Origin of the sequence: Micromonospora fluostatini, from assembly GCF_050410825.1 — a bacterium.
Lineage (GTDB): Bacteria > Actinomycetota > Actinomycetes > Mycobacteriales > Micromonosporaceae > Micromonospora > Micromonospora rosaria.
On record NZ_CP191251.1, the window covers coordinates 426,091 to 451,471 of the forward strand.

The 25,381-nt window shown below is 74.8% G+C and carries 18 protein-coding genes; 10 read left to right on the forward strand and 8 right to left on the reverse strand.

Annotated elements, in window-relative coordinates; genetic code table 11:
- Nucleotides 1-80 precede the first annotated feature (80 nt).
- The gene (locus ACQUFX_RS01945) at nt 81-3,410 is read left to right on the forward strand and encodes an NACHT domain-containing protein (protein ID WP_428964335.1); all 3,330 of its coding nucleotides are present in this window, start codon (nt 81-83) and stop codon (nt 3,408-3,410) included.
- Nucleotides 3,411-3,791: 381 nt separating this feature from the next.
- Complete coding sequence (locus ACQUFX_RS01950; RefSeq protein WP_428964336.1) at nt 3,792-6,806, forward strand: carbohydrate binding domain-containing protein; 3,015 nt, start codon at nt 3,792-3,794, stop codon at nt 6,804-6,806.
- 228 nt (nt 6,807-7,034) lie between these two features.
- On the opposite strand, the gene ACQUFX_RS01955 is transcribed toward ACQUFX_RS01950, so the two are convergent.
- Together ACQUFX_RS01955 and ACQUFX_RS01960 are read right to left on the reverse strand one after the other, a co-directional pair.
- Nucleotides 7,035-7,532 carry a hypothetical protein gene (locus tag ACQUFX_RS01955; protein ID WP_428964337.1) on the reverse strand — a complete coding sequence of 166 codons (498 nt, stop codon included), beginning with the start codon at nt 7,530-7,532 and terminating at the stop codon, nt 7,035-7,037.
- 130 nt (nt 7,533-7,662) lie between these two features.
- A complete protein-coding gene (locus ACQUFX_RS01960) occupies nt 7,663-8,538 on the reverse strand; it encodes a S66 peptidase family protein (protein WP_428966830.1) in 876 nt (291 codons plus the stop codon).
- Between the two features lie 385 nt (nt 8,539-8,923).
- On the opposite strand from ACQUFX_RS01960, the gene ACQUFX_RS01965 reads away from it, so the two are divergent.
- The 5 genes from ACQUFX_RS01965 to mptB (ACQUFX_RS01985) all read left to right on the forward strand — a co-directional run bounded on the left by ACQUFX_RS01965 (nt 8,924) and on the right by mptB (ACQUFX_RS01985) (nt 17,634).
- Entirely contained in the window at nt 8,924-9,694 is a 771-nt protein-coding gene (locus ACQUFX_RS01965) for a type 1 glutamine amidotransferase (protein WP_428964338.1), read from the forward strand.
- Nucleotides 9,695-9,701: 7 nt separating this feature from the next.
- Nucleotides 9,702-12,905, forward strand: a complete 3,204-nt coding sequence (locus tag ACQUFX_RS01970) for a bifunctional [glutamine synthetase] adenylyltransferase/[glutamine synthetase]-adenylyl-L-tyrosine phosphorylase (protein WP_428964339.1) — start codon at nt 9,702-9,704, stop codon at nt 12,903-12,905.
- Between the two features lie 73 nt (nt 12,906-12,978).
- Nucleotides 12,979-14,559, forward strand: a complete 1,581-nt coding sequence (locus ACQUFX_RS01975; protein WP_428964340.1) for a hypothetical protein — start codon at nt 12,979-12,981, stop codon at nt 14,557-14,559.
- Between the two features lie 74 nt (nt 14,560-14,633).
- Nucleotides 14,634-16,052 (forward strand): polyprenol phosphomannose-dependent alpha 1,6 mannosyltransferase MptB, encoded by a 1,419-nt coding sequence (gene mptB / locus ACQUFX_RS01980; RefSeq protein ID WP_428964341.1) that lies wholly within the window; start codon nt 14,634-14,636, stop codon nt 16,050-16,052.
- An 88-nt stretch (nt 16,053-16,140) separates the two neighbouring features.
- Nucleotides 16,141-17,634 (forward strand): polyprenol phosphomannose-dependent alpha 1,6 mannosyltransferase MptB, encoded by a 1,494-nt coding sequence (mptB, locus tag ACQUFX_RS01985; protein WP_428964342.1) that lies wholly within the window; start codon nt 16,141-16,143, stop codon nt 17,632-17,634.
- Between the two features lie 88 nt (nt 17,635-17,722).
- Here mptB (ACQUFX_RS01985) and ACQUFX_RS01990 read toward each other — a convergent pair whose 3' ends face one another.
- Both ACQUFX_RS01990 and ACQUFX_RS01995 read right to left on the reverse strand, forming a co-directional pair.
- Nucleotides 17,723-18,898, reverse strand: a complete 1,176-nt coding sequence (locus ACQUFX_RS01990) for a hypothetical protein (RefSeq protein WP_428964343.1) — start codon at nt 18,896-18,898, stop codon at nt 17,723-17,725.
- Nucleotides 18,895-19,287: a PadR family transcriptional regulator gene (locus tag ACQUFX_RS01995; RefSeq protein WP_428964344.1), complete on the reverse strand. Its 393-nt coding sequence runs from the start codon at nt 19,285-19,287 to the stop codon at nt 18,895-18,897. Before ACQUFX_RS01995 ends, ACQUFX_RS01990 begins: the two co-directional genes overlap by 4 nt.
- A 243-nt stretch (nt 19,288-19,530) precedes the next feature.
- On the opposite strand from ACQUFX_RS01995, the gene ACQUFX_RS02000 reads away from it, so the two are divergent.
- Nucleotides 19,531-20,001: a hemerythrin domain-containing protein gene (locus ACQUFX_RS02000; RefSeq protein ID WP_428964345.1), complete on the forward strand. Its 471-nt coding sequence runs from the start codon at nt 19,531-19,533 to the stop codon at nt 19,999-20,001.
- A gap of 78 nt (nt 20,002-20,079) precedes the next feature.
- Here the strand turns inward: ACQUFX_RS02000 and glnA are convergent, their stop codons facing one another.
- Nucleotides 20,080-21,504 carry a type I glutamate--ammonia ligase gene (gene glnA, locus ACQUFX_RS02005; RefSeq protein ID WP_067363743.1) on the reverse strand — a complete coding sequence of 475 codons (1,425 nt, stop codon included), beginning with the start codon at nt 21,502-21,504 and terminating at the stop codon, nt 20,080-20,082.
- A gap of 306 nt (nt 21,505-21,810) precedes the next feature.
- Between glnA and ACQUFX_RS02010 the strand changes: the two genes are divergently transcribed.
- Nucleotides 21,811-22,224: an RDD family protein gene (locus ACQUFX_RS02010; RefSeq protein WP_428964346.1), complete on the forward strand. Its 414-nt coding sequence runs from the start codon at nt 21,811-21,813 to the stop codon at nt 22,222-22,224.
- A 19-nt stretch (nt 22,225-22,243) separates the two neighbouring features.
- Here the strand turns inward: ACQUFX_RS02010 and ACQUFX_RS02015 are convergent, their stop codons facing one another.
- From ACQUFX_RS02015 to ACQUFX_RS02025, 3 genes are all read right to left on the reverse strand, one after another.
- Nucleotides 22,244-23,587, reverse strand: coding sequence for a hypothetical protein (locus ACQUFX_RS02015; RefSeq protein ID WP_428964347.1), 1,344 nt, complete (start codon nt 23,585-23,587; stop codon nt 22,244-22,246).
- Nucleotides 23,584-24,138, reverse strand: coding sequence for a SigE family RNA polymerase sigma factor (locus ACQUFX_RS02020; protein WP_428964348.1), 555 nt, complete (start codon nt 24,136-24,138; stop codon nt 23,584-23,586). The genes ACQUFX_RS02015 and ACQUFX_RS02020 overlap by 4 nt, the downstream gene beginning before the upstream one ends.
- Before the next feature lie 106 nt (nt 24,139-24,244).
- Entirely contained in the window at nt 24,245-24,934 is a 690-nt protein-coding gene (locus ACQUFX_RS02025) for a DUF4191 domain-containing protein (protein WP_067363755.1), read from the reverse strand.
- 224 nt (nt 24,935-25,158) lie between these two features.
- Here ACQUFX_RS02025 and ACQUFX_RS02030 point away from each other — a divergent pair, with 224 nt between their 5' ends.
- Nucleotides 25,159-25,329 carry a hypothetical protein gene (locus ACQUFX_RS02030; protein WP_428964349.1) on the forward strand — a complete coding sequence of 57 codons (171 nt, stop codon included), beginning with the start codon at nt 25,159-25,161 and terminating at the stop codon, nt 25,327-25,329.
- Nucleotides 25,330-25,381: the final 52 nt, after the last annotated feature.

Genomic DNA, 25,381 nt, shown 5'->3' on the forward strand with positions numbered 1-25,381 from the left:
GGGCCGCGTGCGAATCCGGTGGCGTCGACACGAGCCATCGGTGATCCTGATGGGTCCACCGTTCTCCGGGGAGGAATCCGGTGTCCGACACGCTCAGCTACGCCGACGCGGTCCGGTTGCTCGGCGGCGGGAGGAGCAAGTTCGTCGAGTGGGCCGACCGGGTGACCGGCTGGACCCTGCTGGGCGCCTCGGCCGCCGGGGTCGGGGACGCGCTGGGCATCTTCGACGCCAAGGCCGAGCTGGTCCGGCTCGGTCACGACCTGGTACGCGGGGTCGCCGAGCAGCGCTCCGGGCTGTCCCGGTACGGGCGCAGCCAGCGGCTGGCGGCGGCCCACGCGGTCCTCGTGGTGACCGCCTTCTTCGAGGCGCTGGACGGCATCGAGCTGCCCGTCGACGTGGCCCGCGTCCGGATCACCGCAGCGGAGAAGCTGTCCCTGGCGGGGGCGGGGCCGGTCGACCCGACGGCGTTGACCGAGGCGCTGTTCGCCACGGCGGCCCCCACGCCCGGCCCGCACCTGCCGTACCCGCGGTTCCGGGCGGCGGTGACCGCCTTCCACACCGACCTGACCGACCGGCTCAGCCGATTCCTGCACGGCCTGAGCGTCTGGGACGAGGCCACCGACGGCGAGCGCCGCCGGATCGGGCCGGCGCTGGAGCAGCTTCCCGAGCTGGCCGCCGAGCGGCACCGGGAGCTGCTGGCCCGGCTCGCCGTGGACTTCCCCGAGGTGGGCTTCTGGATCGGGCTGCACGAGCACGAGGCCACCCGGGCGCAGGTCCAGGCGTTGGGCACCGGGCTGGACGAGATGCGCCGGCTGCTGCGGGAGATCTCCACCGGGGCGCCGGCGGAGCACCTGCGCGCCGCGCTCGCCACCGCGTACGGCGCGGAGCTGGGCCGGCCGATCATCGCCGCCGGGGACGACGTCCCGGCCGGGCTGCGGGTGCCGCCGCTCGGCGCGGCGTACGTGCCGCCGCTGTGCCGCATCGTCGAGCTGACCCCGGGCGCGCGGCCCAGTGACGAGTCCTGGTGGGACGGGCAGCCGCTGCGCGACGACCTGTGGCAGTCGCTCGTCGTGCACCTCACCGGCCCCGGCGCGGTCCGGGCCCCGCTGCTGCTGCTCGGCCAGCCCGGCTCGGGCAAGTCGGTGCTGACCCGGGTGCTCGCCGCCCAGTTGCCGGCCGCCGACTTCATGGTGGTGCGGGTGGTGCTGCGCGACGTGCCCGCCGAGGGTGAGGTGCAGGACCAGATCGAGCAGGCGGTCCGCCAGGACACCGGGGAGCGGGTCGACTGGCCGGTGTTGGCCCGGTCGGCCGGGGACGCGATGCCGGTCGTGCTGCTGGACGGCTTCGACGAGCTGCTCCAGGCGACCGGGGTGAGCCAGACCGACTACCTGCTCCGGGTGGCCGCCTTCCAGCGGCGCGAGGCCGCCCAGGGGCGGCCGGTCGCGGTGCTGGTCACCAGCCGGACCAGCGTCGCCGACCGGGCCCAGTCGCCGCCGGGCACGGTGGCGGCCCGGCTCGAGCCCTTCGACGAGGGACGGGTGCGCGCCTGGGTGCACACCTGGAACCGGACCAACCGCGAGGCGTTCCAGCAGGTCGGGGTGGCGCCGCTGGAGCCGGCGGCGGTGCTGGCCCACCGGGAGCTGGCCGAGCAGCCGCTGCTGCTGCTGATGCTGGCCCTGTACGACGCCGAGGGCAACGCCTTGCGCACCGCCGGCCGGTTGCGCCGGGGCGAGCTGTACGAGCGGCTGTTGCGCCGGTTCGTCACCCGCGAGGTGACCAAGCGGCGGGTCGGGCTGCCGCAGCGGGAGCGGGACGACGCGGTCGAGGCGGAGCTGCGCCGGCTGGCGGTGGTGGCGTTCGCCATGTTCAACCGGCGGGCCCAGCAGGTCACCGGGGCGGAGCTGGAGGCCGACCTGGCGGCGCTGCCGGTCGGCGGCGGGCCCCCGGCTGACCGGGCCGGCCTGCGGCCCCCGCTGCGCGCGGCCGAGCTGCTGCTGGGCCGGTTCTTCTTCGTCCACCGGGCGCGGGCCTCCGTCGGGGGCGACCAGCGGGAGACGTACGAGTTCCTGCACGCCACCTTCGGCGAGTACCTGGTCGCCCGGTTCACCGCGACGGTGGTCGACGACGTGGTGGCCCGGGGGACCGCCAGCAGCCTCGGCGGCTCCGAGGCCCCCGCCGACGACCTGGCGCACGCGCTGCTGTCGTACGCGGTGCTCACCACCCGCGCGCCGGTGCTCGGCTTCCTGGCCGAGTCGCTGGCCACCGGCGGCGACGCGCGGCGGGCCACCTGGGCGCAGGTGCTGCTGCGCCTGTTCCGGCAGGTCCCCGCGCTGACCGGCGGCCGGCGCTACGACGGGTACCGGCCCCGGGTCCTGCCGGTCACCGCCCGGCAGGCCGCGTACAGCGCCAACCTGTTGCTGCTCACCATCTGCGCGGCCGGCGAGGTCTCCGCCCGGAGCCTGTACCCGGACACCACGGAGGTGGTCGAGTCGTGGCGGGTGCAGGTGCGGTTCTGGCGCTCGCAGCTCGGCACGGAGGGCTGGCAGAGCCTCGTCGACTGGCTCGCCCTGGCGCGCTGCCGCGACGAGCGGGGGCGCTACGTGGTGGTCTCCCGCGACGACGGCTTCTTCACCGTCCCGCCGGTCGACCTGGCCTGGACGTACGACCGCCGGCTCCCCGCCGAGCCGTCTGCGGGCCCCCCGGCCGTCAGCACCGTCCGCGATCTCGGCGCGCGGCTGGCCCGGGGCGTGCACCTGGAGTGCGGGGTGGCCGACGACACCGCCCGGCACGCGCTCGCCCCGCTGACCACCCACCTGCCGTCGGCGCTGGGGGACCTCGTCGACCCCGGCTCGGGCGGGCTGACCTCGGCCGCGCACACCCTGCTCGACCTCTGGCTCCTGCCGGTGCGCCCCACCACCGCCGAGGACCGCGCGACGGTGTACCTGCGGTGCGCGGCGACCGCCGCGACGTTGCGGGCCACCGGGCGGGAGCACGTCGCGGCGCAGCACGTGACGTTGCTGCTCGACCGGCTGGCGGAGGACCAGGACGCCGATCCCGGGTTGGTGTTCGAGGTGCTGCACGCCACCTGGCCCAGCGTGCTGACCCCGCAGGCCCGCCGGGGCGGGCTCCGCTGTCTCCTCACCGCCCTCGGCCGGGACAGCGTGGCCGACGTGGCGCTGGCCGACCTGGTCTTCGACGGGTACCTCCGGGAGGGTGGCGGGCCGGACTGGTTCGACGAACTGGCCGCCGAGGTGGTGGTCCGGCTGCACGAGCGGGGGCTGCCGACGGAGCGGATCTGGCCCACCGAGGTCGCGGGCTTCCGGGAGCGGTACGGGCAGCGGCGGCCCGACCTCGTCGCGCGGCTGTGGTCGATGGCGGACCGGCCGTCGTCCGCGCCGGCACCGTCCTGAGAGAACACCGACAGGACGGTGTCGGGGCGGGGGTCGAGGCTGGGTGCTGACGGATCCGACCGGGAACCAGTTCGGCGTCTTCGCGTCCCCCGCCTGAGTGCTCGCGGCGGATGGCCGGGGGCGGCCGGGGGCCCGAGAACGGGGGTGGGTCGCTGGTCGGCCCCCGGCCATCCGCTGACGAGCGTCAACTCTGCAAGACATTTCCGTATCTGCCGACCATTTCCGTCGGCTTCCGCAAGGTTTTCCTACGTCTGATCGGATGAACCCCCTGGTTTCGGCGTATCCAAGCTGGTAACTTCCTGGCACCGCGCCTGCAACTTTTTGCAGCGCCTTCAGTGTCTTGCGCCCGCTGCTGCGGGCGCGGCTGTCAGGAGAGCCACCATGAGACGGACCACCACCACCCTCCGTCGCCGGTGGGGAGCGCTCGCGCTCGTCACCGGCCTGGCCGCCGGCCTGCTGCCCCTCACCGCAGCGGTCGCGGCCAACACCGTCACCGTCTACTACCAACCCCCGACGGCCTGGGGAAGTTCGGTCAACATCCACTACGGCGTCGACGGCGCGGCCTGGACGGCCGTGCCCGGCGTCGCCATGGAGAGCGCCTGCACCGGGTGGCGTCGCCGGACCGTCGACCTCGGCACGGCCACCGGGCTCCAGGTCGTCTTCACCAACGGCGCCGGGGTCTGGGACAACAACAACGGGGCCAACTACCGGCTCGGCACCGGCACGGTCACCGTCGCCGCCGGGCGGACCGGCACCGGGAACCCGTGCGCCACCGGCACCCCGTCCCCGACCCCCACCACCAGCCCGTCACCCGGGGGCGCCCGGGCGGAGGTCTACTACCGGCTCACCACCCGGGGCTGGTCCACCGCGAACATCCACTACCGGCCGACCGGCGGCACCTGGACCCCCGTCCCGGGGGTGGCCATGGAGGCCGCCTGCGCCGGCTGGGTCCGCCGCAGCATCGACCTGGGCACGGCGACCGGGCTCACCGCCGCGTTCACCAACACCGCCGGGGCCTGGGACAACAACAACGGGGCCGACTACACCATCGGTACCGGGCGCAGCACGGTCTCCGGGGGCACGGTCACCGCCAACGCCCCCGACCCGTGCGCGACGCAGGCACCGGACACCACCGCGCCCTCGGTACCGGCCGGGCTCACCGCCACCGCCGCCGGGTTGTCGGTGACGCTGGCCTGGACCGCGTCGACCGACGACCGGGCGGTCACCGGGTACGAGGTGACCCGTACCGGCGGCGGTGGCGGCGCGGTCACCGTCACCAGCACCGCCACCCGGTACGTGGCGTACGACCTCGCCCCGAACACGGCGTACACCTGGCGGGTGCGGGCCCGCGACGCGGCCGGCAACTGGTCGGCGGCGAGCGCCCCCGCCACCGCGACCACCGGGACCCGGCCCGCGGTGGGCGGCTCCCCGCTCGGTGGCGACCCGCGCGAGGACAGCATCTACTTCGTGATGACCGCGCGCTTCGCCGACGGGGACGCGGGCAACAACCGGGGCGGCAGCCAGCACGTGAAGTCGGGCAACGCGGCCAACGACGATCCGATGTTCCGGGGCGACTTCAAGGGCCTGATCGACAAGCTGGACTACGTCAAGGCGTTGGGCTTCTCCGCGCTCTGGATCACGCCGGTGGTGCTCAACCGCTCCGACTACGACTTCCACGGGTACCACGGCTGGGACTTCCACCGGGTCGACCCGCGACTGGAGAGCCCCGGCGCCAGCTACCAGGACCTGATCAACGCCGCGCACGCCAAGGGCATCAAGATCTTCCAGGACGTGGTCTACAACCACAGCTCCCGCTGGGGGGCAAAGGGCCTGTTCACCCCCACCGTGTACGGCACCCGCGACGAGCAGTGGAAGTGGTACTACGACCAGCCGCAGGCCGGCCGGGAGTACAACCCGTTGGAGGAGCACCAGGGCACCGACCCGAACCTGACCCCGGCGCAGAACGCCCAGGCCAAGGGGCGGCCGTACAACGGTGACCTGTGGTCGTCCACCCCGCCGGCCGGCAACCAGTGCCTGAACTGGGGCGCCCCCACCGGCGGGCGCAGCCAGGAGGGCTACACCCTGTACCACTGCCAGTGGCCGGTCCCGACCAGCAAGCTCTTCCCCGCCGACCTGTACCACCAGTGCTGGATCGGCAACTGGGAGGGCGAGGACTCCCGGAGCTGCTGGCTGCACGAGGACCTGGCCGACTTCAACACCGAGAACGAGCGGGTGCAGCAGTACCTGATCGACGTGTACAACAAGTTCATCGACATGGGGGTGGACGGCTTCCGGGTCGACACCGCCGTGCACATCCCCCGGGTCACCTGGAACCGGCGCTTCCTGCCCGCCATCCAGCAGCACGCGGTGGCCCGGCACGGCGAGAAGGGCAAGGACTTCTACGTCTTCGGCGAGGTGGCCGCCTTCGTCAACGACAAGTGGAACCGGGGCTCGGTCAACCACTCCGCGCAGTTCTTCACCTGGAAGGAGCGCCGGGAGTACAGCCCGGACGACGTGCGCGCCGCGATCGAGCAGTACGACTACGAGCAACTGCTCGGCCCCAGCGGGCAGCCCACCAGCGACAACGCCTTCCTGCGCGGCAACAGCTACCACGCCCCCGACCACTCGAAGTTCTCCGGCATGAACGTCATCGACATGCGGATGCACATGAACTTCTCCGACGCCGGCAACGCCTACGGCAACGGCAAGGACTCCGACGACAGCTACAACGACGCCACGTACAACGTGGTCTACGTCGACAGCCACGACTACGGGCCGAACAAGTCCGGCACGCGGTACACCGGGGGTACCGACGCCTGGGCGGAGAACATGAGCCTGATGTGGACGTTCCGGGGCGTCCCGACGCTCTACTACGGCTCGGAGATCGAGTTCCAGAAGGGGGCGCGGATCGACTGCGGGCCGAGCTGCCCGCTGGCCACCACCGGCCGGGCGTACTACGGCGACCACCTCGCCGGCACCGTCACCGCCACCGACTTCGGGGTGGTCGGCCAGGCCACCGGGGAGGTGGCCCGCACCCTGGACAAGCCGCTGGTCAAGCACGTGCAGCGGCTCAACCGGATCCGCCGGGCGATCCCCGCCCTGCAGAAGGGGCAGTACTCCACCGAGGGAATCACCGGCGGCATGGCGTACAAGCGCCGGTACACCGCCGGTGGGGTGGACAGCTTCGCCCTGGTCACCGTCTCCGGTGGCGCGACGTTCAGCGGCATCCCGAACGGCACGTACCGCGACGCGGTGACCGGCGACGTGCGGACCGTCACCAACGGCACCCTCACCGCCTCGGTCAGCGGCAAGGGCAATTTGCGCGTCTACGTCCTGGACCTGCCCGGCAACCCCGCGCCCGGCAAGATCGGCACGGACGGCCCGTACCTGAGGTGACCGCCTGCGACGTGCGCGCCGGCCTGGGTGCGGGCTGCTCGCCGGCCCGTACCCGGGGTGGCCGCCGGTCCGTGGCCGGGGGTGCACCTCGCCGCCGGCCGGGGTGACCGACGCGCCGTCCGTACCGGAAGTCACCGGGACGGACGGCGCCGGTCGGTCGGGCCCCGCCGGGGGGATCGGCCGGTCGTCGCGTGCGGCGGCCGGACGGCACGGCGGGGCCCGTCCGGGTCACTTGCCGGTCGAGCCCTCGCCGGCGCCGTGCGGGCCGCCGCGACCGGGGCCCCAGCCGCCGCCCGGGAAGACCCCGGACTCGACGGCCTTGACGATCGCGTCCGCCTGCTCCCGGGTCAGCTTGCCGTCCTCGACCGCCTGGTCGAGCCGCTCGGTCAGCTTCGCCTGCCGGTCGGCGGCGTCCCCGCCCCGCCAGTCGCCGCGCTCGCCCCGTTCGGGGCGCTCGGACGTGCGCTGCTCGCGCAGCTTCTCCAGCGCCGAGGTCACCTTCTCGGTGTCCACCCCCAGCTCCTTGGCGAGGGACTCGGCGAACTCCGCCTGCCGCTCGGCGTGCCGCTGCTCACGATCGGTACCGGCGCTGGCGCTGGCGCTCGGGGCCGGGGTGCCGGTGTCGTCCCCGGCGGCGGCCACCGCCGGGGCCGCGAGACCCACCCCGAGCACGCCGGCCGCGGCCAGCCCGGCGAGGAGCTGCTTCTTCGACATGGTGCGGGACATGCGGTCCTCCAACTCATGGTGATGTTCGGACCGACCCACCGTGACCGGCCAGGCTGGGCGAGACCCGTGCCGACCCTGTCACCAAGCTGAAAGTTCCACCGCCGGTGGGGTGGGTACGCCCAGAGTGCCGTCAGCGGACGGCGGGGGCGGTGGTGAGGGTGGCGGTGGTGGTGTCGAGGGTGGCGGGGGTGCCGAGGGGGACGGTGAGCTGGTTGGTGCCGTGGCCGACGGGCAGACCGCCCAGCACCGGTACGCCCAGGTCGCCGAGGCGTTCGGTGAGCACGTCGGCGACCGTGGTGGCCCAGCCGTCGGCGCAGTTGGTGAACTGGCCGACGGCCACCCCGGCCAGGCCGGTCAGCGCGCCCGCGCGACGCAAATGGGTGAGCATCCGGTCGACCTTGTACGGCGGCTCCTGCACGTCCTCGATCAACAGCACCGCCCCGGTCAGGTCCGGCATGTCCGGGGTACCGATGGTGGCGGCGAGCAGGCAGAGGTTGCCGCCGAGCAGGGGGCCGGTGGCCCGGCCGGGCACCCGTACCGCTGCGGTCTCGGCGTCGGGGTCGGCGGTGAGGGTCACCGGTGCGGTGGTGGTCAGCGCGGCGTGCAGCGACTCCGCCGAGCGCAGCGGGGTCCGCTCGTCCAGCCAGGCCGCCCCGGGCCCGTGCACCGTGGCCAGTCGGGCGCCCCGCCACAGCGCCAGTTGCAGCGCGGTGATGTCGGAGAAACCGGCGACCACCTTCGGATCCCGCCGGACGGCGGCCATGTCGATCGCGTCGACGATCCGCTGGGCGCCGTACCCGCCCCGGGTGCAGATCACCCCACGGATCTCGGGGTCGGCGAAGGCGGCGTTCAGGTCGGCGGCCCGCAGCGCGTCCGTACCGGCCAGGTAGCCGTGCCGGGCGTAGACGTGCGGGGCGAGGACCGGGCGCAGCGCCCAGCCGGTGAGCAGTTCGATGCCCCGGGCGACCCGTTCGGGGCGGGTGGGCCCGGAGGGCGAGACCAGCATCACCGCATCGCCGGGGCGCAGCGCGGGCGGCCGTACCGCGACGTCGACGCCGACGTCGACCGGCCCGCCACCGGCCGGGTGGCCCGCGGGGTCAGCGGCGCCGTCGACGGGGTAACCGGCGGCGACCGGTGCGGTCGCGGTCGTGCGGGCATGGTCCGGGCTCACAGCGGCCGAGCCTAGCCCGGCCGATCAGCCGGGCCGACCGGATCCGGCCCGCAAGGGCGCGGCCGGGGTCGCCGGGTCCCGCCGCCCCCCGCCGGGCGGGTGCGCCCAGCCCGGCGGGTGAGAGGGGAACCCTTCTCTACCCCAGGCGTTAACAGGGGGCCCTTCCTTACCCCCCAACGCGGGCCGAGGGGGTGGGGTGCGACCCGATAGCCTCGACGTCGTGGGAACCGCGCTGGTGATCGAGAACGATGCGTCCGACGACCTCCGTCGGCTGGGGGAGTGGCTGACCGAGGCAGGGCTCGAGCTGCGGGTGCTCCGCCCGCACGCCGGGGACGACCTGCCGGCCGACCTGTCCGGGTACGTGGCCCTGGTGGTGCTCGGTGGGGACCAGCACGCGTACCCGGCCGCCGACGGCACCCCGGGGGCACCCTGGTTCCCGGCCGTCGAGGGGCTGCTGCGCAAGGCGGTCCGGCACCGGGTGCCGACCCTCGGCGTCTGTCTGGGCGCCCAACTGCTGGCGACCGCCCACGCCGGGCTGGTCGAGCGCAGTCCCGCCGGCCCGGAGATCGGCCCGGGGGTGGTCGGCAAGCGGGACGCGGCCGACGGTGACCCGCTCTTCCGGTACGTGCCGTTGATCCCCGACGTCTTCCAGTGGCACGTCGACGAGATCACCGAGCTGCCCCGGGCGGCGACCCTGCTGGCCGCCTCCACCCGCTACCCGCACCAGGCCTTCCGCCTCGGTGACCGGGCGTGGGGGCTCCAGTTCCACGTCGAGTGCGACCCGGCGATGATCGCGCAGTGGTGCGCCGCCGACGCGGACCTGCTGGCCGACCTCGGGTACGACCCCGAGCTGGTGGTGGCCGCCTGCGAGGCGGTGATGGTCGACGTCGAGGAGGTGTGGCAGCCCTTCGCCGCCCGGTTCGCCGCGCTGGCCCTCGGCGAGCTGACCGACGCCACCGTCCGGCCCACCCTGCCGCTGCTCGGGCACTGAGCCGGCGATGAGCAGACCGACCAGCACCCGACTCGCCCGGTACGGCTTCGGCACCGCCGAGGGCGAGGACGTCACCCGCGCCGCCGACCTGCTCGGCCCGGACGGGCTGGGCCTCTGGCGGCCCGAGGGCCAGGAACCGGTCGACGAGGAGGCGGCGACCCTGCTGTCCGCCCTGTCCCGGGCCGCCGATCCCGACCTCGCCCTGCGCCAGCTCCACCGGATCGTCGAGTCCGAGCGCCGGGCCGCTCCCGAGACGCCGTCGGCGATCCTGGCCGCGCTGCGGGAGGACGCCGGGCTGCGTCGCCGGGTCGTCGCGGTGCTCGGTGCCTCGTCGGCGCTCGGCGACCACCTGGTCGCCAACCCCGACCAGTGGCACACCCTGGCCACCGCCGCCGACGGGCTCGCCCCGGTGGCTGACGGCAGCCTCCACCTCCCCCCGGCCGAGCCGGCGACCGCCCTGAACCCGGCCGGGGGGTCGGCGACCGGACCCGGCGCGGCCGGCGGGTCGGCGATGGCCCCTGGTCCGGCCGGCGGGCCGGTGGCCGGCAACGGCGTGGGGGCGGGCGGGGGGACGGGTGTCGGGCAGGAACGGCCCCGGGTGCGGGGGCACCGGCGGGGCGGCCCGACCGGCAGCGGCCCACGGATCGCCGCGCTGCGCACCGCGTACCGGCTGGCGCTGCTGCGGATCGCGGCGGCCGACCTGACCGGCGGGCGCGGCCTGGAGCAGACCATGGCGGCGCTCTCCGCGCTCGCCGACGCCACCCTCGCCGCCGCCTACGAGATCGCGGTGGACGAGCTGCCCGAGGGGACGTCCCGGCCCCGGCTGGCCGTGGTGGCGATGGGCAAGTGCGGCGGGGACGAGCTGAACTACGTCTCCGACGTGGACGTCATCTTCGTCGCCGCCGACGACGCCGACCTGACCGCCGGCACCACCGTCGCCACCCGCCTGATCCACATCTGCGGGCTGGTGGCCTGGCCGGTCGACGCCGCGCTGCGCCCCGAGGGCAACCGGGGGCCGCTGGTCCGGACCCTCGCCAGCCACCTGGCCTACTACCAGCGCTGGGCGCGGACCTGGGAGTTCCAGGCCCTGCTCAAGGCCCGCCCGGCCGCCGGTGACCTGGCGCTGGCCCAGGAGTGGCTCGACGCGCTCGCCCCGCTGGTCTGGCGGGCCGCCGAACGGCCCGAGGCGGTCGAGGACGTCCGCTCCATGCGCAAGAAGATCATCGAGAACATCCCGCCCGGGGAGCAGGAACGCGAGATCAAGCGCGGGCCGGGCGGGCTGCGCGACATCGAGTTCGCCGTCCAACTGCTGCAACTGGTGCACGGCCGGGGCGACGAGAAGCTGCGGGTGACCGGGACCGTCCCGGCGCTGCGCGCGCTGGTCGGCGGCGGCTACGTCGGTCGCGCCGACGGCGAGGGGCTGCTGCGCGGGTACCGCTTCCTGCGCACGGTGGAGCACCGGCTCCAGTTGCAGGGGCTGCGCCGGACCCACACCGTGCCGACCGACCCGGCGGGGCTGCGCTGGCTGGCCGCCGCGCTGGACTACACCGCCACCGGCGGGCGCAGCGCCGTCGAGGCGTTCCGCGCCGACTGGGTCGCGCACGCCACCGAGGTACGCCGGCTGCACGCCAAACTGCTGTACCGGCCGCTGCTGGAGGCGGTGGCCCGGGTACCCGCCGACGGGCTGCGGCTGACCCCGGAGGCGGCCCGTACCCGGTTGGAGGTCCTCGGGTTCGCCGACCCGGCCGGCGCGCTGCGCCACCTGGAGCGGCTGACCGGCGGGGTGAGCCGGACCGCCGCCATCCAGCGGACCCTGCTGCCGGTGCTGCTCGGCGAGTTCGCCGACGCCCCCGAGCCGGACCGGGGCCTGCTCAACTACCGGCAGGTCTCCGACAAGCTCGGCAGCACCCCCTGGTACCTGCGCCTGCTGCGTGACTCCGGGCCGGTGGCCCGGCGGCTGGCCCGGGTGCTGTCGCTGTCCCGGTACGCCACCGACCTGCTCTCCCGCGAGCCGGAGGCGCTGCGGCTGCTCGCCGAGGAGAGCGAGCTGGCCCCGCGTACCCGGGAGGCGCTCTGCGACGGCTTCGTGGCCGCCGCCGCCCGGCACACCGACCCGGTCCAGGCCACCCACGCGGTCCGCGCCCTGCGCCGGCGGGAACTGGTCCGGCTGGCCTGCGCCGACGTGCTGAGCCGGGCCGACGGGATCGCCCCCCGGCCGCCCCGCAGCGAGGGGGCCGCGCGCCGACCGGCCGCGCTCGCCGACATCGTCACCGCCGGCAGCGCCCTCGCCGCGGTCACCGACGCCACCCTCACCGCCGCGCTGCGGACCGCCCGCGCCGCCCAGCCGGGCCCGCCCGGCCTGCGCTTCGCGGTGATCGGCATGGGCCGGCTCGGCGGGTACGAGTCGAACTACCTCTCCGACGCCGACGTGCTCTTCGTCTACGACCCGCCGGCCGGCGTGCCGGAGAGCACGGCCAGCGCCGCCGCCCACGCCATCGCCGAGGAACTGCGCCGGCTGCTCAGCACGCCCGCCCCCGACCCGGCGCTCGGCGTCGACGCCGACCTGCGCCCCGAGGGCCGGCAGGGCCCGCTGGTGCGCAGCCTCGCCGCGTACTCGTCGTACTACTCCCGCTGGTCGAAGACGTGGGAGGCGCAGGCGCTGCTGCGCGCCCGGTTCGTCTGCGGCGACGCCGACCTGGGCACCGAGTTCGAGCGGATGGTCGACCCGGTGCGCTACCCGGACCGGGGGCTGACCCGCGAGCAGGTGACCGAGATCCGGCGGATCAAGGCGCGGGTGGAGCACGAGCGGCTGCCCCGGGGCGCAGACCCGGCCACCCACACCAAGCTGGGCCGGGGCGGGCTCGCCGACGTCGAGTGGGCGGTGCAGTTGCTCCAACTGCGCCACGCCGGGGCGGACCCGGCGCTGCGCGGCACCCGTACCCTCGACGCGCTCGGCGCGGCCCGGGACGCCGGCCTGGTCGACGGGGCCGACGCCGAGGCGATGGCCGCCGGCTGGACCATGGCCGCCCAGGTCCGCAACGCGCTGATGCTGGTCCGGGGCCGGGCCGGTGACCAGCTTCCCCGGCACGGCGTGGAGCTGGCCGGGGTGACCCGCGTGCTCGGCCGCGACGACCCCGGCGAGTTCCTCGACGAGTACCTGCGCACCGCCCGCCGCTGCCGCACCGCCATGCAGCGCGTCATGGAGGCCTGACGTGCAAGGAAGGGCCCCTTCTTATCGCTTTCCGGATAGCAGGGGCCCCTTCCTAACGCCGGGGGCGCTCACCGTGGGCGCGGCGGTCGCGGCGGCGGTGCTGCTCGGGGTGGCGTTCCTGCTCGCCCCGCCGATGGGCACCGACCTGGCCGCCCAGGTGGCGCGGGCCGGGTTCGTCGAGCGGTACGGCCTCACCCCGGTCGACCTGGGCTGGTACGGCGGGGTGCACCAGCACGGCTACAGCCTCTTCACCGCCTGGCTGGGCGCCCAGGTCGGCGTACCCCTGCTCGGGGTGCTCGCCGCGGTCGGCGGCGCGGCGGCGTTCGGCTGGCTGCTGGTGCGGCACCGGGCCCGCCGGCCGCTGCTCGGCGGGGTCCTGGGCGCGGTGGTCCTGGTCGGCAACCTGGTCAGCGGCCGGGTGACCTTCGCCGTCGGGCTGACCCTCGGCCTGCTGGCGCTCTGCGCGGTCTCGCTGGACCGGCCGGGCCGGGTGCTCCGGCTGGCCCTGGCGGCGTTGCTGGCCGCCGCCGCCACCTGGGCCAGCCCGGTCGCCGGGCTGTTCACCGGGCTCGCCGGGGGTGCGCTGCTGCTGGCGGGGCTGCGCCGGGAGCAGGGCGGGCCGGGTCGGCGGCTGCCGGGCGGCTGGTGGGTCGACCGGCCGCTGGCCGAGAGCCTGGTGCTCTGCCTGGCGCCCGCCCTCGCGCTGGTCCCGATGGCGCTGCTGTTCGGCAACGGCGGCACCCAGCCGTACTCGCCGGAGTCCATGAAGATCAACGTGGCGCTGGCGGCGTTGACCTTCCTCGTGCTGCCCCGCCGCCGTCGGGCGCTGCGGGTCGGCGCCGTGCTCACCGCGCTGCTGCTGGTCGGCGCGTACTACCTGCCCAGCCCGATCGGTTCCAACGCGCTGCGGCTGTCGATGCTCTTCGCCGTCCCGCTGGTCGCCGCGTTCGCCGCGCTGCCCCGCGCCGCCCTGGCCGGACTGCTGGCCGCCCTGGTCTGGTGGCAGCCCCCGGTGATGCTCGACGACCTGGGCCGCGCCGGGTCGGCGGCGTCCGCCGCCGACTTCTACCGGCCGCTGGTCGAGGAACTGGGCCGCCGGCAGCCGGTCGGCCGGGTCGAGGTGGTGCCGCTGCGCGACCACTGGGAGTCGGCGTACGTGCCCCCGGAGGTGCCGCTCGCCCGGGGCTGGGAGCGGCAGGTCGACACCGCCCGCAACGCGCTGTTCTACGAGGGCACGCTCACCGCCGACCGGTACGCCGACTGGCTGCGCCGGCAGGCGGTCAGCTACGTGGCGCTCGCCCCGGACAGCCCGCCGGACCGGTGGGGCCGGGCCGAGGCGGCGCTGATCGAGGCCGGGCTGCCGTACCTGCGCGAGGTGTGGCGGGACGACACCTGGCGGCTGTACGCCGTGACGGACCCCACACCGCTGGTCGCCGCGCCCGCCCGGCTGCTCTCCGCCGACCAGGCGGCGGTGCGGTTCACCGTCCCCGCCCCCGGGGAGGTGACCGTCCGGGTGCGCTGGTCCCGGTGGCTCACCCTGACCGGCCCGCAGGGCTGTGTGACGCCCGGCGACGAGGGGACGGTCACCGTCCGGGTCACCGCCGCCGGGGAGTACCGGCTGGGCAGTTCGCTGCGCCCCGCCGGGCACTGCTGACCGGCCCGCCGGCCCGGGACGCGGCGGTGACGCCGCCGCTGCGTCGCCGGCACCGGGCTGGCAGCATGGCGGGCGTGTCTCACCACCTCGTCCGCTGGGCCGGCTTCGCCGGGTCCGTCCTGCTCGCCGTGTCGGCGTACCTCGGGGGTGCCCTGCCGTCGTCGCCGCTGCGCAGCTCACCGGTGGCCATCTGGCAGAGCCGGCACGGGCCGGTGGTGCTCGCCGCCTGGCTGGTCGGTACCGGCCTGATGGCCTGGGCCTGGTGGGCCCTGCGCAACCGGGACCTGCACCCGCGCCGGGTGCTGGTCACCGCCGGGCTGTGGCTGCTGCCGATGCTGGTGGCCCCACCCTTCGGCAGCCGCGACGTGTACGCGTACGCCTGCCAGGGGGCGAGCTTCGCGGGCGGGATCAGCCCGTACGAGCAGGGGGTCTCGACGCTGCCCTGCCCCTGGCTGGAGACCGTCTCCCCGATCTGGCGGGACACCCCGGCACCGTACGGGCCGCTGTTCGTGCTGATGGCCGGGGCGGTGGTCGGGATCACCGACTCGCTGACCGCCAGCATCGTGGCGTTCCGGGTGATCTGCCTGCTCGGCGTGGTGGCCACCGCGTACGCCGTCCCGCCGCTGGCCCGGCGCTGCGGCGTACCCGTCGGTCGGGCGCTCTGGCTGGCGCTGGCCTGCCCGCTGGTCGCCGTCCACCTGGTCGGCGGACCACACAACGACTCGTTGATGATCGCTCCCCTGGTCGGTGGCCTGGCGGTGGTGGCCAGCCGGCCGGGGCGACGCTGGCCGCTGCTGGGCGGCGGGGCGCTGCTCGGCGTCGCGGTGGCGGTGAAGGTCACCGCCGTGGTGGTGGTGCCGTTCGCCGTCCTCGCGGCGGTCGTCGGCCCGGCCACCCTCCGGTCGGTGATCCGCGACGGCGGCTGGGTGCTCGTCGGAGCCGTCGCCACGATGGTCGGCATCACCTTCGGCGGCGGGTTGGACTTCGGCTGGATCGGCGGGCTCACCACCGGCGGCGCGGCCGTCGCCTGGACCTCCCCGCCGACCGCCGTGGGGCAGACGATCAACTCGGTGGCCCAACTCTTCGGAAGTGGGATCGACGCCATCCCGGCGGCGCGCGCCGCCGGGGTCGTCGTGCTCGCCGGCACGCTGGTGTGGATGTGGTTCCGGGCCTGGCACCAGGACCCGCTGCGCTACGCCGGGCTGGCGCTGGCCGTCACGGTGGCGCTCGCCTCGGTGGTGCACCCGTGGTACTGGACCTGGCCGCTCGCCGTGATCGCGGCGACCACCGTCCGGTCGACCTGGGCCGCCCTGGTGGCACTGGTCAGCCTCTTCCTGATCCTGCCCGACGGGGTGGGGCTGGCCCGGTACACCAAGATTCCCGGGGCGCCCCTGATGACGCTGTTGCTGATCCTCGGCGCGGTCGCGTTGGTACGGTCGTTCCGGGCCGAGGACCGGCTCCGCGCGGCCGAACGCGCGGGACGGACCGGGTGACAGCGCGCACGCGACGCCGCTGACGTACGCAGAGCCGGTGACGCGGGTCGGGTGGCGGCCGGGCGTCGACCCGTGAGGAGGGAGCCGGGTGAGCCGTCCCGGCCCGACCGACGACGTGACCGCCCCGGGCGTCGGCCCGGTGGCGGCCCGGGTCGTCCGGTGGGCCGGGTTCGCCGGGGCGGTGCTGCTGACCGTGGCCGGCTGGTCCGGCGGCGCGCTGCCGGACGTCCCGGCGAGCCGCTGGGACGGGGTGCCGGTGCTCGCCGGCTGGCTGGTCGGCACGCTGCTGATGACCGGGGCGTGGTGGACGCTGCGCCGGGGCGCGCCGTCGACCCGGTGGGCGTACCTGACCGCCGGGCTGTGGCTGCTGCCGCTGCTGGTCAGCGCCCCGCTGGGCAGCCGGGACGTCTACTCGTACGCCTGCCAGGGCTGGGTGTACGCCGACGGCGGCGACCCGTACGCCACCGGGGTCGCCGAGGCCGGCTGCCCGTGGACCGAGGCGGTCTCCCCGCTGTGGCGGGACACCCCCGCCCCGTACGGGCCGTTCTTCCTGCTCCTCGCCGCGCTGGCGGCCACCCTCGGCGGCGGCCTGACCGGCACGGTGCTGCTGTTGCGGCTGTTCGCCCTGGTCGGGGTGCTGCTGGCCGCGCTCTGCCTGCCCGGCCTGGCCCGCGCCGCCGGGGTGCCCACCCGCCGGGCGGCCTGGCTGGGGCTGGCCAGCCCACTGGTCGGGGTGCACCTGGTGGCCGGCGCGCACAACGACGCGCTGCTGGTGGGGCTGCTGCTGCTCGGCCTGCTGGTGCTGGTCCGCAGCCCCGGCAAGCCGCGCCCCCTGCTGGTCGCCGGGGCGCTGCTCGGGCTGGCCGTGGCGGTGAAGGCGACCGCCCTGGTGGTGCTCCCGTTCGCCGCGCTCGCCGCCGTGCTCGGCCGCTACACGGTACGCGCGCTGCTGCGCGACGCCGGCTGGCTGGCCGCCGGGGTGCTCGCCGCGCTGGCCGCGACCTCGCTGCTGTCCGGGCTCGGCCTCGGCTGGGTGGCCGCCCTGGCCCGCACCGGCGACTCCGAGCAGTGGACCTCCCCGCCCACCGCGGTCGGCTTCGTGCTCGACTACCTCCTGGAGTTCGCCGGCCGGCGGCCCGGGGCGGTACCGGTGACCCGGTTCGTGGCGGTGCTGCTGCTCGCCGGCTTCCTGGCCGGCCTGTGGTGGTGGTCGTGGCGGTCGGTGCGGCGGCTGGGCGGGGCCCGGCAACGGGTGCACCGGCTGACCGCCGCCCGGGTCCGGGTCACGCTGCTCGGGGCGGGCCTGGCGCTGGCCGCCACGGTCGTCCTGACCCCCGTCTTCTACCCCTGGTACGCCACCTGGCCCCTGCTGGTGCTCGCGGTGGTGGCCACCCGGACCACCTGGTTCGTGCTGCCGTGCGCGCTGGCCAGCTTCCTGACCCTGCCGGACGGTACCTCGCTGGCCCGGTTCGCCAAGGCCCCCGGCGCCCTCGCGATGACGGCGTTGGTGCTGGTCGCAGCGCTCTGGGCGGCCCGCCGGGCGGGTGCAAGGAAGGGCCCCTTCTTAACGCCTACGGTATAGAAGGGTTCCCTTCTCACGCTCGCCCCGCCCGACGGGGCGCGCCGACCGCCCGGCGAGGACTGCGGGCGGCGGGTGGTGGACCGACCGGTCAGTTCGGCCTGCCGCAGGTGGGGCAGCGCGCGTCGGACCGGCCCGCGTCGGACCCGTTCGCGCCGGGCCGGGACGTCGGGCCGGACTGGACCGCTGAGCCGGGCTGAAGCGTCGGGCCGGGCTGGGACGTCGGGGCGGGCTGGATCATTGAGCCGGACTGGAACGTCGGGGCGGACTGGGACGTCGGGCCGAATGAAAGGGTCGGGCCGGGCTGGAGGGGCGAGCGGAACCGGAGCGGCGGGGCGAGGCGTCGCCGGACGGCCACCGCGAGGGGCAGCAGCAGTGGACCGGCCAGGGCGACCACCAGGGACGAGCCGACCAGGGTGGGATAGGTGGGGCGCGGCGCGCCGCCCAGCCCGTCGACCGCGCCGGCGAGCAGGTGCACGGTCAGCAGGCCGATCGGGGTGAGCAGCACCAGGAGGGCCCAGCCGCCCCGGTGGTCCTGCCGCATGGCCAGCCCCACGCCGAGCAGCACGGTCACCGCGAGCAGCAGCCCCCCGGCGGGCGGCAGGATGGTCTCGGCCGTCCAGCCGTAGTAGCCCCAGTACGTGCCGCGCCCCACCACGCCCTGCATGGTGGCGGCGGCGAGCGCCGCGCCGGCCAGCGGGGCGTACCGGGTCAGGGCCGCCGGACGGGTCGGCAGTGCGAGCGCCAGCGCCCCCAGGGCCGCCTGCGGGGCCAGCACCAGCAGCGGCGGGCGGGGCAGGCCGGTCGCGGCGGCGACCGGTACCACGGCGACGGTGAGCAGCAGCGCGCCGCCGATCGTGAGCCGCGCGGCCCGGCCGGGCGCGACGGCCAGCACGAGCGCGGCGAGCAGCCAGCCGGCCCAGACCACGACCCCGAGCGAGACGAACGGGCCGAAGCCGGGCACGCCGTACCCGGTCGGCGCGCGGAGTTCGCCGACGGCCCAGATCCCGGCGAGGGTGGTCGCGGTGAGCAGCGCGAGGGCTGCCGCGAGGCGTACCCCGGGGGCCAGGTCGTCGGCTCCGGCGGCCCGCAGCCGCTGGCGGACGCCGCCGCGCAGCAGGTCCGCGGCGTCCGCCGGGGAGGGCCAGCGCCGGCCCGGTCCGGCCAGGTCGAGGTACGTGCCGACGAGTTCCGCGCCGCGTTCGCGGCGGTAGTCGGCCGGGTACGCGCGCAGCAGCCACCGGTAGCGGCGTTCCAGGTCGGTCATGCCAGCCCTCCGGCGGTACGCGGGGTGCCGGGGCGGGTGGCGCCGCCGGCCCGGTGTGGGGCGGTGTCGGCGGCGGCCCGGTCGCGCAGCCGGCGGCGGGCGGCCTCGACGTTGCGGCGCAGCCGCTCGGTCTCGGCGGCCAGGGTGGTGTGCCCGGTGTCGGTGAGCCGGTAGTAGCGGCGCAGCCGGCCGTCGACCACCTCCTCGCGGTCGACGTCGATCAGGCCGGCGTCGGTGAGCCGGTCCAGCGCGCCGTAGAGGGTGCCGGGACGCAGGGCGAGCCGCCCCTCGGAGAGGGCAGCGACCTCGCCGATGATGCCGTAGCCGTGCATCGGCTCCCGGGCCAGGGCGGTGAGGATCAGGAAGGTCGGTTCCTGGATGGTGGCCATGCCCACAATATATCGCTGACGAAGGTGTGACGTCAGCGAAGTTGTCGGTCGTGGCTGAACTTTGGCGGTTTTCCGACGTTTCCCCCGACGTGTCGCGGCGATGGCGGGCCGGGGGATCTCCTCGCGGTCGATGCCGGTTAGAGTGACGGGAGCGTCGCGTGCCGGTGGCAGGCTGTGCCAGGCATGGAGGCGCCGAATCACGAAGGAGCACGACGATGATGACGTCGTTCCCTTCGCCCTCGTGTGACTGAGGGCGAGCGGACCAGGCTGATCGCCTGGAGTCAGGAGATGCGCACCGTCCACGAACGGCTGCGCGAAGCCCTACGGGTCACCCGGGAGGCGGTGGACGGCGGTGCGGAAGCCGAGCCGGCCACCCGCGATCTGCTGCTGTTCTGTCACGGGTTCTGTGCCGCGCTGACCGGGCACCACGAGGGCGAGGACCGCCACCTGTTCCCCGCGATCGCGGCGGCGCACCCGCAACTACGCGACACCCTCCGGTACCTGAAGCAGGACCACTCGATGATCGCGCATCTGCTCTCCGGCCTGCAGGCTGCCGTGGAACGGGCCGCGACACCGGTGGAGATCGACCGGCACCTGGAGGGGATCGCCGCCATCATGGAGAGCCATTTCCGGTACGAGGAACGTCAGCTCCTGTCGGTGCTCGACACCCTCGCCCTGGAAGCGGACCCGCGCGAGGTCCTGGGGCCGCTGTAGGTCTCACCGGGTGCGGCCGGGGACACGAGAAGGCCCCCAGGACGTCCTGGGGGCCTTCTCGCCGGTACGACGGACTGCTCAGCAGTCGAAGTACATGGCGAACTCGTGCGGGGTCGGGCGCAGGCGGACCGGGTCCACCTCGTTGGCCCGCTTCCAGTCGATCCAGGTGGAGATCAGGTCCGGCGTGAAGACGCCGCCGTCGAGCAGGTAGTCGTGGTCGGCCTCGAGGGAGTCGAGCACGGCGGGCAGCGAGCCCGGCACCTGCTTGACGTCGCCCCACTCCTCCGGGGGCAGGTCGTACAGGTCCTTGTCGATCGGCGCCGGCGGCTCGATCTTGCTCTTGATGCCGTCCAGGCCGGCCATCATCATCGCCGAGAAGGCGAGGTAGACGTTCGCCGACGGGTCCGGTACGCGGAACTCGACCCGCTTGGCCTTCGGGTTGCTGCCGGTGACCGGGATCCGGGTGCAGGCGGACCGGTTGCGCTGCGAGTAGACCAGGTTGACCGGCGCCTCGAAGCCCGGCACCAGGCGACGGTACGAGTTGACCGTCGGGTTGGTGAAGGCCAGCAGCGACGGGGCGTGGTGCAGCAGACCACCGATGTACCAGCGGGCGGTGTCCGACAGGCCGGCGTAGCCGGTCTCGTCGTAGAACAGCGGCTCGCCGTTGAGCCAGAGGCTCTGGTGGGTGTGCATGCCCGACCCGTTGTCGCCGAAGAGCGGCTTCGGCATGAAGGTCGCGGTCTTGCCGTTCGCCCAGGCCTCGTTCTTCACGATGTACTTGAAGAGCTGGAGCTGGTCACCGGCGTGCAGCAGGGTGGAGAACTTGTAGTTGATCTCGGCCTGACCGGCGGTGCCCACCTCGTGGTGCGAGCGCTCCACGGTGAAGCCGGTGTCGATCAGCCGCCGCACGATGCTGTCCCGCAGGTCGGCGTAGTGGTCGACCGGCGGCACCGGGAAGTAGCCGCCCTTGTACGGGGTCTTGTAGCCGCGGTTGCCGCCCGCCTCTTCGCGGCCGCTGTTCCAGGCGCCCTCGATCGAGTCGATGTAGTAGAACGACTGGTGCGCCGAGGTCTCGTGGCGGATCGAGTCGAAGATGTAGAACTCGGCCTCGGCGCCGAAGTACGCGGTGTCGGCGATGCCGCTGGCGGCGAGGTAGGCCTCGGCCTTCTTCGCCACGTTCCGCGGGTCCCGGGAGTAGGCCTCGCGGGTGAACGGGTCGTGGATGAAGAAGTTCAGCGCGAGGGTCTTCTGGGCGCGGAACGGGTCGATGAAGGCGGTCGCGACGTCCGGGAGCAGGAGCATGTCCGACTCGTGGATCGCCTGGAAACCGCGGATCGACGAGCCGTCGAACGCGAGGCCGTCGGTGAAGAAAGCGTCGTCCACGGATTCGACCGGCAGGTTGAAGTGCTGCATCACGCCGGGCAGGTCACAGAACCGTACGTCGACGAACTTCACGTCCTCGTTCTTGAGGTATCGCAGGAGTTCCTCGGGATTGGCGAACACACATCCTCCTGGCACATGCACGGGGCTAGGCTCCTGGCGACGCTATGACCGTGGGGTTGCCCGGCCATGTCTTGAGTGTTTCTGCCGTGTTACGTCGCTCGCGGAGGGTCATCCTCACCGCTCAGCCACCGTTGATTGTCCGTTCCGACGATACCGGTCGCCACCAGGGACCGCGCGGCGAAGGGGCGGAACCCCGCCCGGCCCGCCGTCGCAGCCCTCGGTAACCGGCCGTCGACCCGGCCTGTTCACCTTCCCCACCGCCCCGCCGGGCCGGTCCGGGGTACGCCCCGGATACCCTTGGTCGCTGTGACCACGCCGCAGCCCCCGGCGCCACCCGCCGCGGACCAGTCCTTCGTCCCGCCCAGCCTGGGCCGCCGGTTCGGCGCCCTGATGATCGACTGGATCCTCTGCCTGCTGGTCTCCTTCCTCTTCGCCGACCCCACGCGCGACGCCTGGTCGACGGTCGCCGTGCTGATCGCCGAGTACACCTTCTTCCTCGGCCTCTTCGCCCAGACCCCCGGCATGTACCTGAACAAGATCGCCTGCGTCTCGTACACCGACGGCGGCCGGATCGGGGTGTTCCGGGCGCTGCTGCGCGGGGTGCTGCTGGCCCTGGTGGTGCCCGCGCTGGTGATGGACGGCGACCGCCGGGGCCTGCACGACCGGCTCGCCAACTCGGTGATCGTCTCCGCCCCCCGCCGGAAGGCCGTCCGCCCCTGACCGGCGCGCCCACCGCCGGTCAGCCCAGCGGGACCTCCGTGTCGTCGACCCGGGCCCGGGTGGCACCGGGCGGGAGCAGGGCGGCGTGGCGGCCGGCCGGCTGCCAGCGGCCGTCGTCGTCCAGATAGCTCAGCGCGGCGTCCTTGCGGGCCACCAGCCAGCCCCGGTCCCCGGGTAGCCGTACCCGCACCGGCAGGACGGCCGTCGGGTCCACCTCCTCGCCGTACACCCGGATCACCTCGCCGTCGACCGGGTGGGTGGCGGCAACCACCGGCCGGATACAGACGACCGTCCGGACCGGGTCCCCGCCGAGTCGCAGGTCGCCGGCGACGAACATCTCCCCGGCCGGGGTACGGCCGTACGCCATCCAGTCCGCCACCGAGCCGATGCTGAACGGCGGGTCGTCGCCTGCGCGCGGGTTGTCGCAGCCGAGCAGTTGCCGTACCTGCTCCAGGTCGAGGCCCGCACCGTACGGCTCGACCGGGAACAGCGCGGGCTGCGAAGCGGGTACCCCGGCATTCGGTGGAGTGCGCCAGTTCAGGCCGGGGTCGTCCGGCACCACCTCGGGGTCGGTCAGGTTACCGATCTTGAGGTGCGTGCCGGAGCCGTCGCGGATCGCCAGGGGGTACCGGTCGCGCTGTGGGGGCACCTGCACCACCGCCGCGCCGTCGGAGAAGCGCACCGGTCGCCAGTCGGTGCGGGTGACCCGGTCGGAGTGGTAGACCCGCTGCGGGGACCACTCCACCTCGTCGCCGACGTCCAGCACCACCAGCACGTCGCGGTCCGGGCCGGTCAGGAAGGCTCGGCTGTCCCAGCCGAACGGCTCCTGGGGCGGGCCGAAGACGTCCGAACCGACCGGTTCGGGCTTCCCGGCGGCGTCGGTGCCGATGAACCGGATGAAGGCCGAGGGCCGGTCGTGCCTGCTCCACATCCGCTGCACCACCGCCGCGGCCGGACCGGCCGGGGTGGTGCCCGCCCAGGTGACGTGCGGTTCCCCGGCAGGACGGTCGGTCAGCCCCAGCCCGTGCACCGGGCTGTCGTCGCGGGTGCGCTCGTAGGTGGCGAGCACCTCGTCGAGCCAGTCGCGGTCGTCGGCCAGATCACCCCGGGTCGGCTGGTCGAGCAGGAGGTCGGCGACTCCGGTGAGGGGGGCCACCGCCGGCGGCCGGTGCAGGCGGACGACACCGGTCGCGCCACCGGCGAGCAGCAGCACCGAGACCGCGCCGGCCAGGACCCGTCGGCGGCGGACCCGGCGTCGGCCGCCGTGCCGGACCCGGTGCAGCAGGTCGGGTGTCGGGCGTACCTCCTGCGCGGCCACCGCCAGCGCCCGGCGGAGCGGATCGGGGTGCAGGTCGTCGGTCATGAGGTCCTCCGGACCGGGATCGGGGTGGATTCGCGCGGGCCCAACAGGTCGTGGTGCAGGCCGGTCTGCGCCCGGAGCCGGGCCAGGCCGCGCGCCGAGTGGCTCTTCACCGCACCGACCGAGCAGCGCATGACCTGGGCGGTCTCGGCTTCGGAGAGGTCGTCGAGGTACCGCAGCACCACGGCGGCCCGCTGCCGGGGCGGCAACGTGCGCAGCGCCCCGAGGACCGCCTGCCGGACGGCGACCTCGTCGGCGTGGTCCCCGCTCGACGGGAGCACCACGTCGTGCAGCGGGGCCTCCGGCCGCCGGCCCCGCCACCGCCAGCGGTCGGTGGCGCGGTTCACCATGATCTTCCGGGCGTAGGCGTCCGGCGCGCTGCGTGCCCGCCGCCACTTGGCGTACAACCGCTCCAGCACCTCCTGGAGCAGGTCCTCGGCGGCGTGCCGGTCGGTGGTCAGCAGGTACGCCGAGCGCAGCAGCGCGGGCGAGCGGCTCCGGACGAACTCGTCGAACGAGTCGCCGGGTGTCGTCGCGTCATCGTCGGTGGTCATCGCCGGTACAAACGCCGGTGGCCGGCGGCAGGTTTACCCGGTACGCGACAGCCGGGCCCGTCGAGGACGGACCCGGCTGTCGGGGTGTGCCGGCGGGACGGCCCGGTCAGCGGCCCCGGGACTGGCGGAAGGCGCCCTTGGGCGGGCGCATGTTCTTCGGGATCGCGCCCTTGGGGAGCTGCGGGCGGGCGGTGAGCGCCTTGAGCCGCTTGTCGAGGGCGTTGACGTCCTTGCCGCTGAGCGTGCGGGGCAGGCGCATCAGCGTCATCCGCAGCTTGCGGATCGGCAGCTCGCCCTCGTCCCGGCCGATCACGTAGTCGTGCAGCGGGGCGCTGCCGATCACCTTGGCCAGCCGGCGCTTCTCCTGCCCGAGCAGGCCGCGCACCCGCTGCGGGTTCCCCTCGGCCAGTAGGATCACGCCCGGCCGCCCGATGACCAGGTGCACCATGTCCATCTGGGTGGTGGAGCTGACCGCCGGGGTGACCCGCCAGTCACCCCGCATGTTCTCCATGATCTGGGCCGCCGCACCGGGCTGCCCCTCGGCGGCGTTCATCATCGCCGTGTTGGACCGGAGGTTGAGCACGATCAGCACCGCGAGCAGGGTGAGCAGGATGCCCAGCGGCAGCCAGAGCCAGCCCCAGAGGATCACCGCGACCACGGTGAGCGCGAGCGGGATCAGCACCGCACCGGCGACCAGCGGGGCGAACCAGCGGTCCTGCTTGGCGGTGAACCGGAACACCATCCCGATCTGCTTCAGCCGCTGGCCGAACGAGACCTTCTCCTGGGGCTTTGCCATGCCGCTGAGTCTAGTGGGCGGCGCCGAACCGGTTGACCCGTGGCCGGCGGGCTGAGGACCTTACCCCGTCACCGGCCCGACCGGGCCCCGCGCTAAGGCCCCGCGACACCCCCGGTAAGGCAGGACGGGGACGCCGGATCAGGCGGCGTACCGATGCCCGGCGCGCACCTTCGCGCGGAGGGTGGACCTCGACAGCGACGCCGACGCCCGACGGGAGCCCGCCCATGTTCAGCAACGACTCCGAGTTCATGCTCGCCCTGCACCGGTCCCACGCGGCCGAGTTGCAGGCCGAGGCGGCGCAGGAGCGCCTCGCCCGTGCCCTGCCCCGCCGACGGTCCCGGGGGTGGCTGGGCCGCCGGCGCCGCCCGGTCCGGACCGACGACGCCCGCCGTTGAGCAGCCAGCCCCGGCGACCGTCGCCGCTGACGAGTCCGCCCCGGCGACGTCC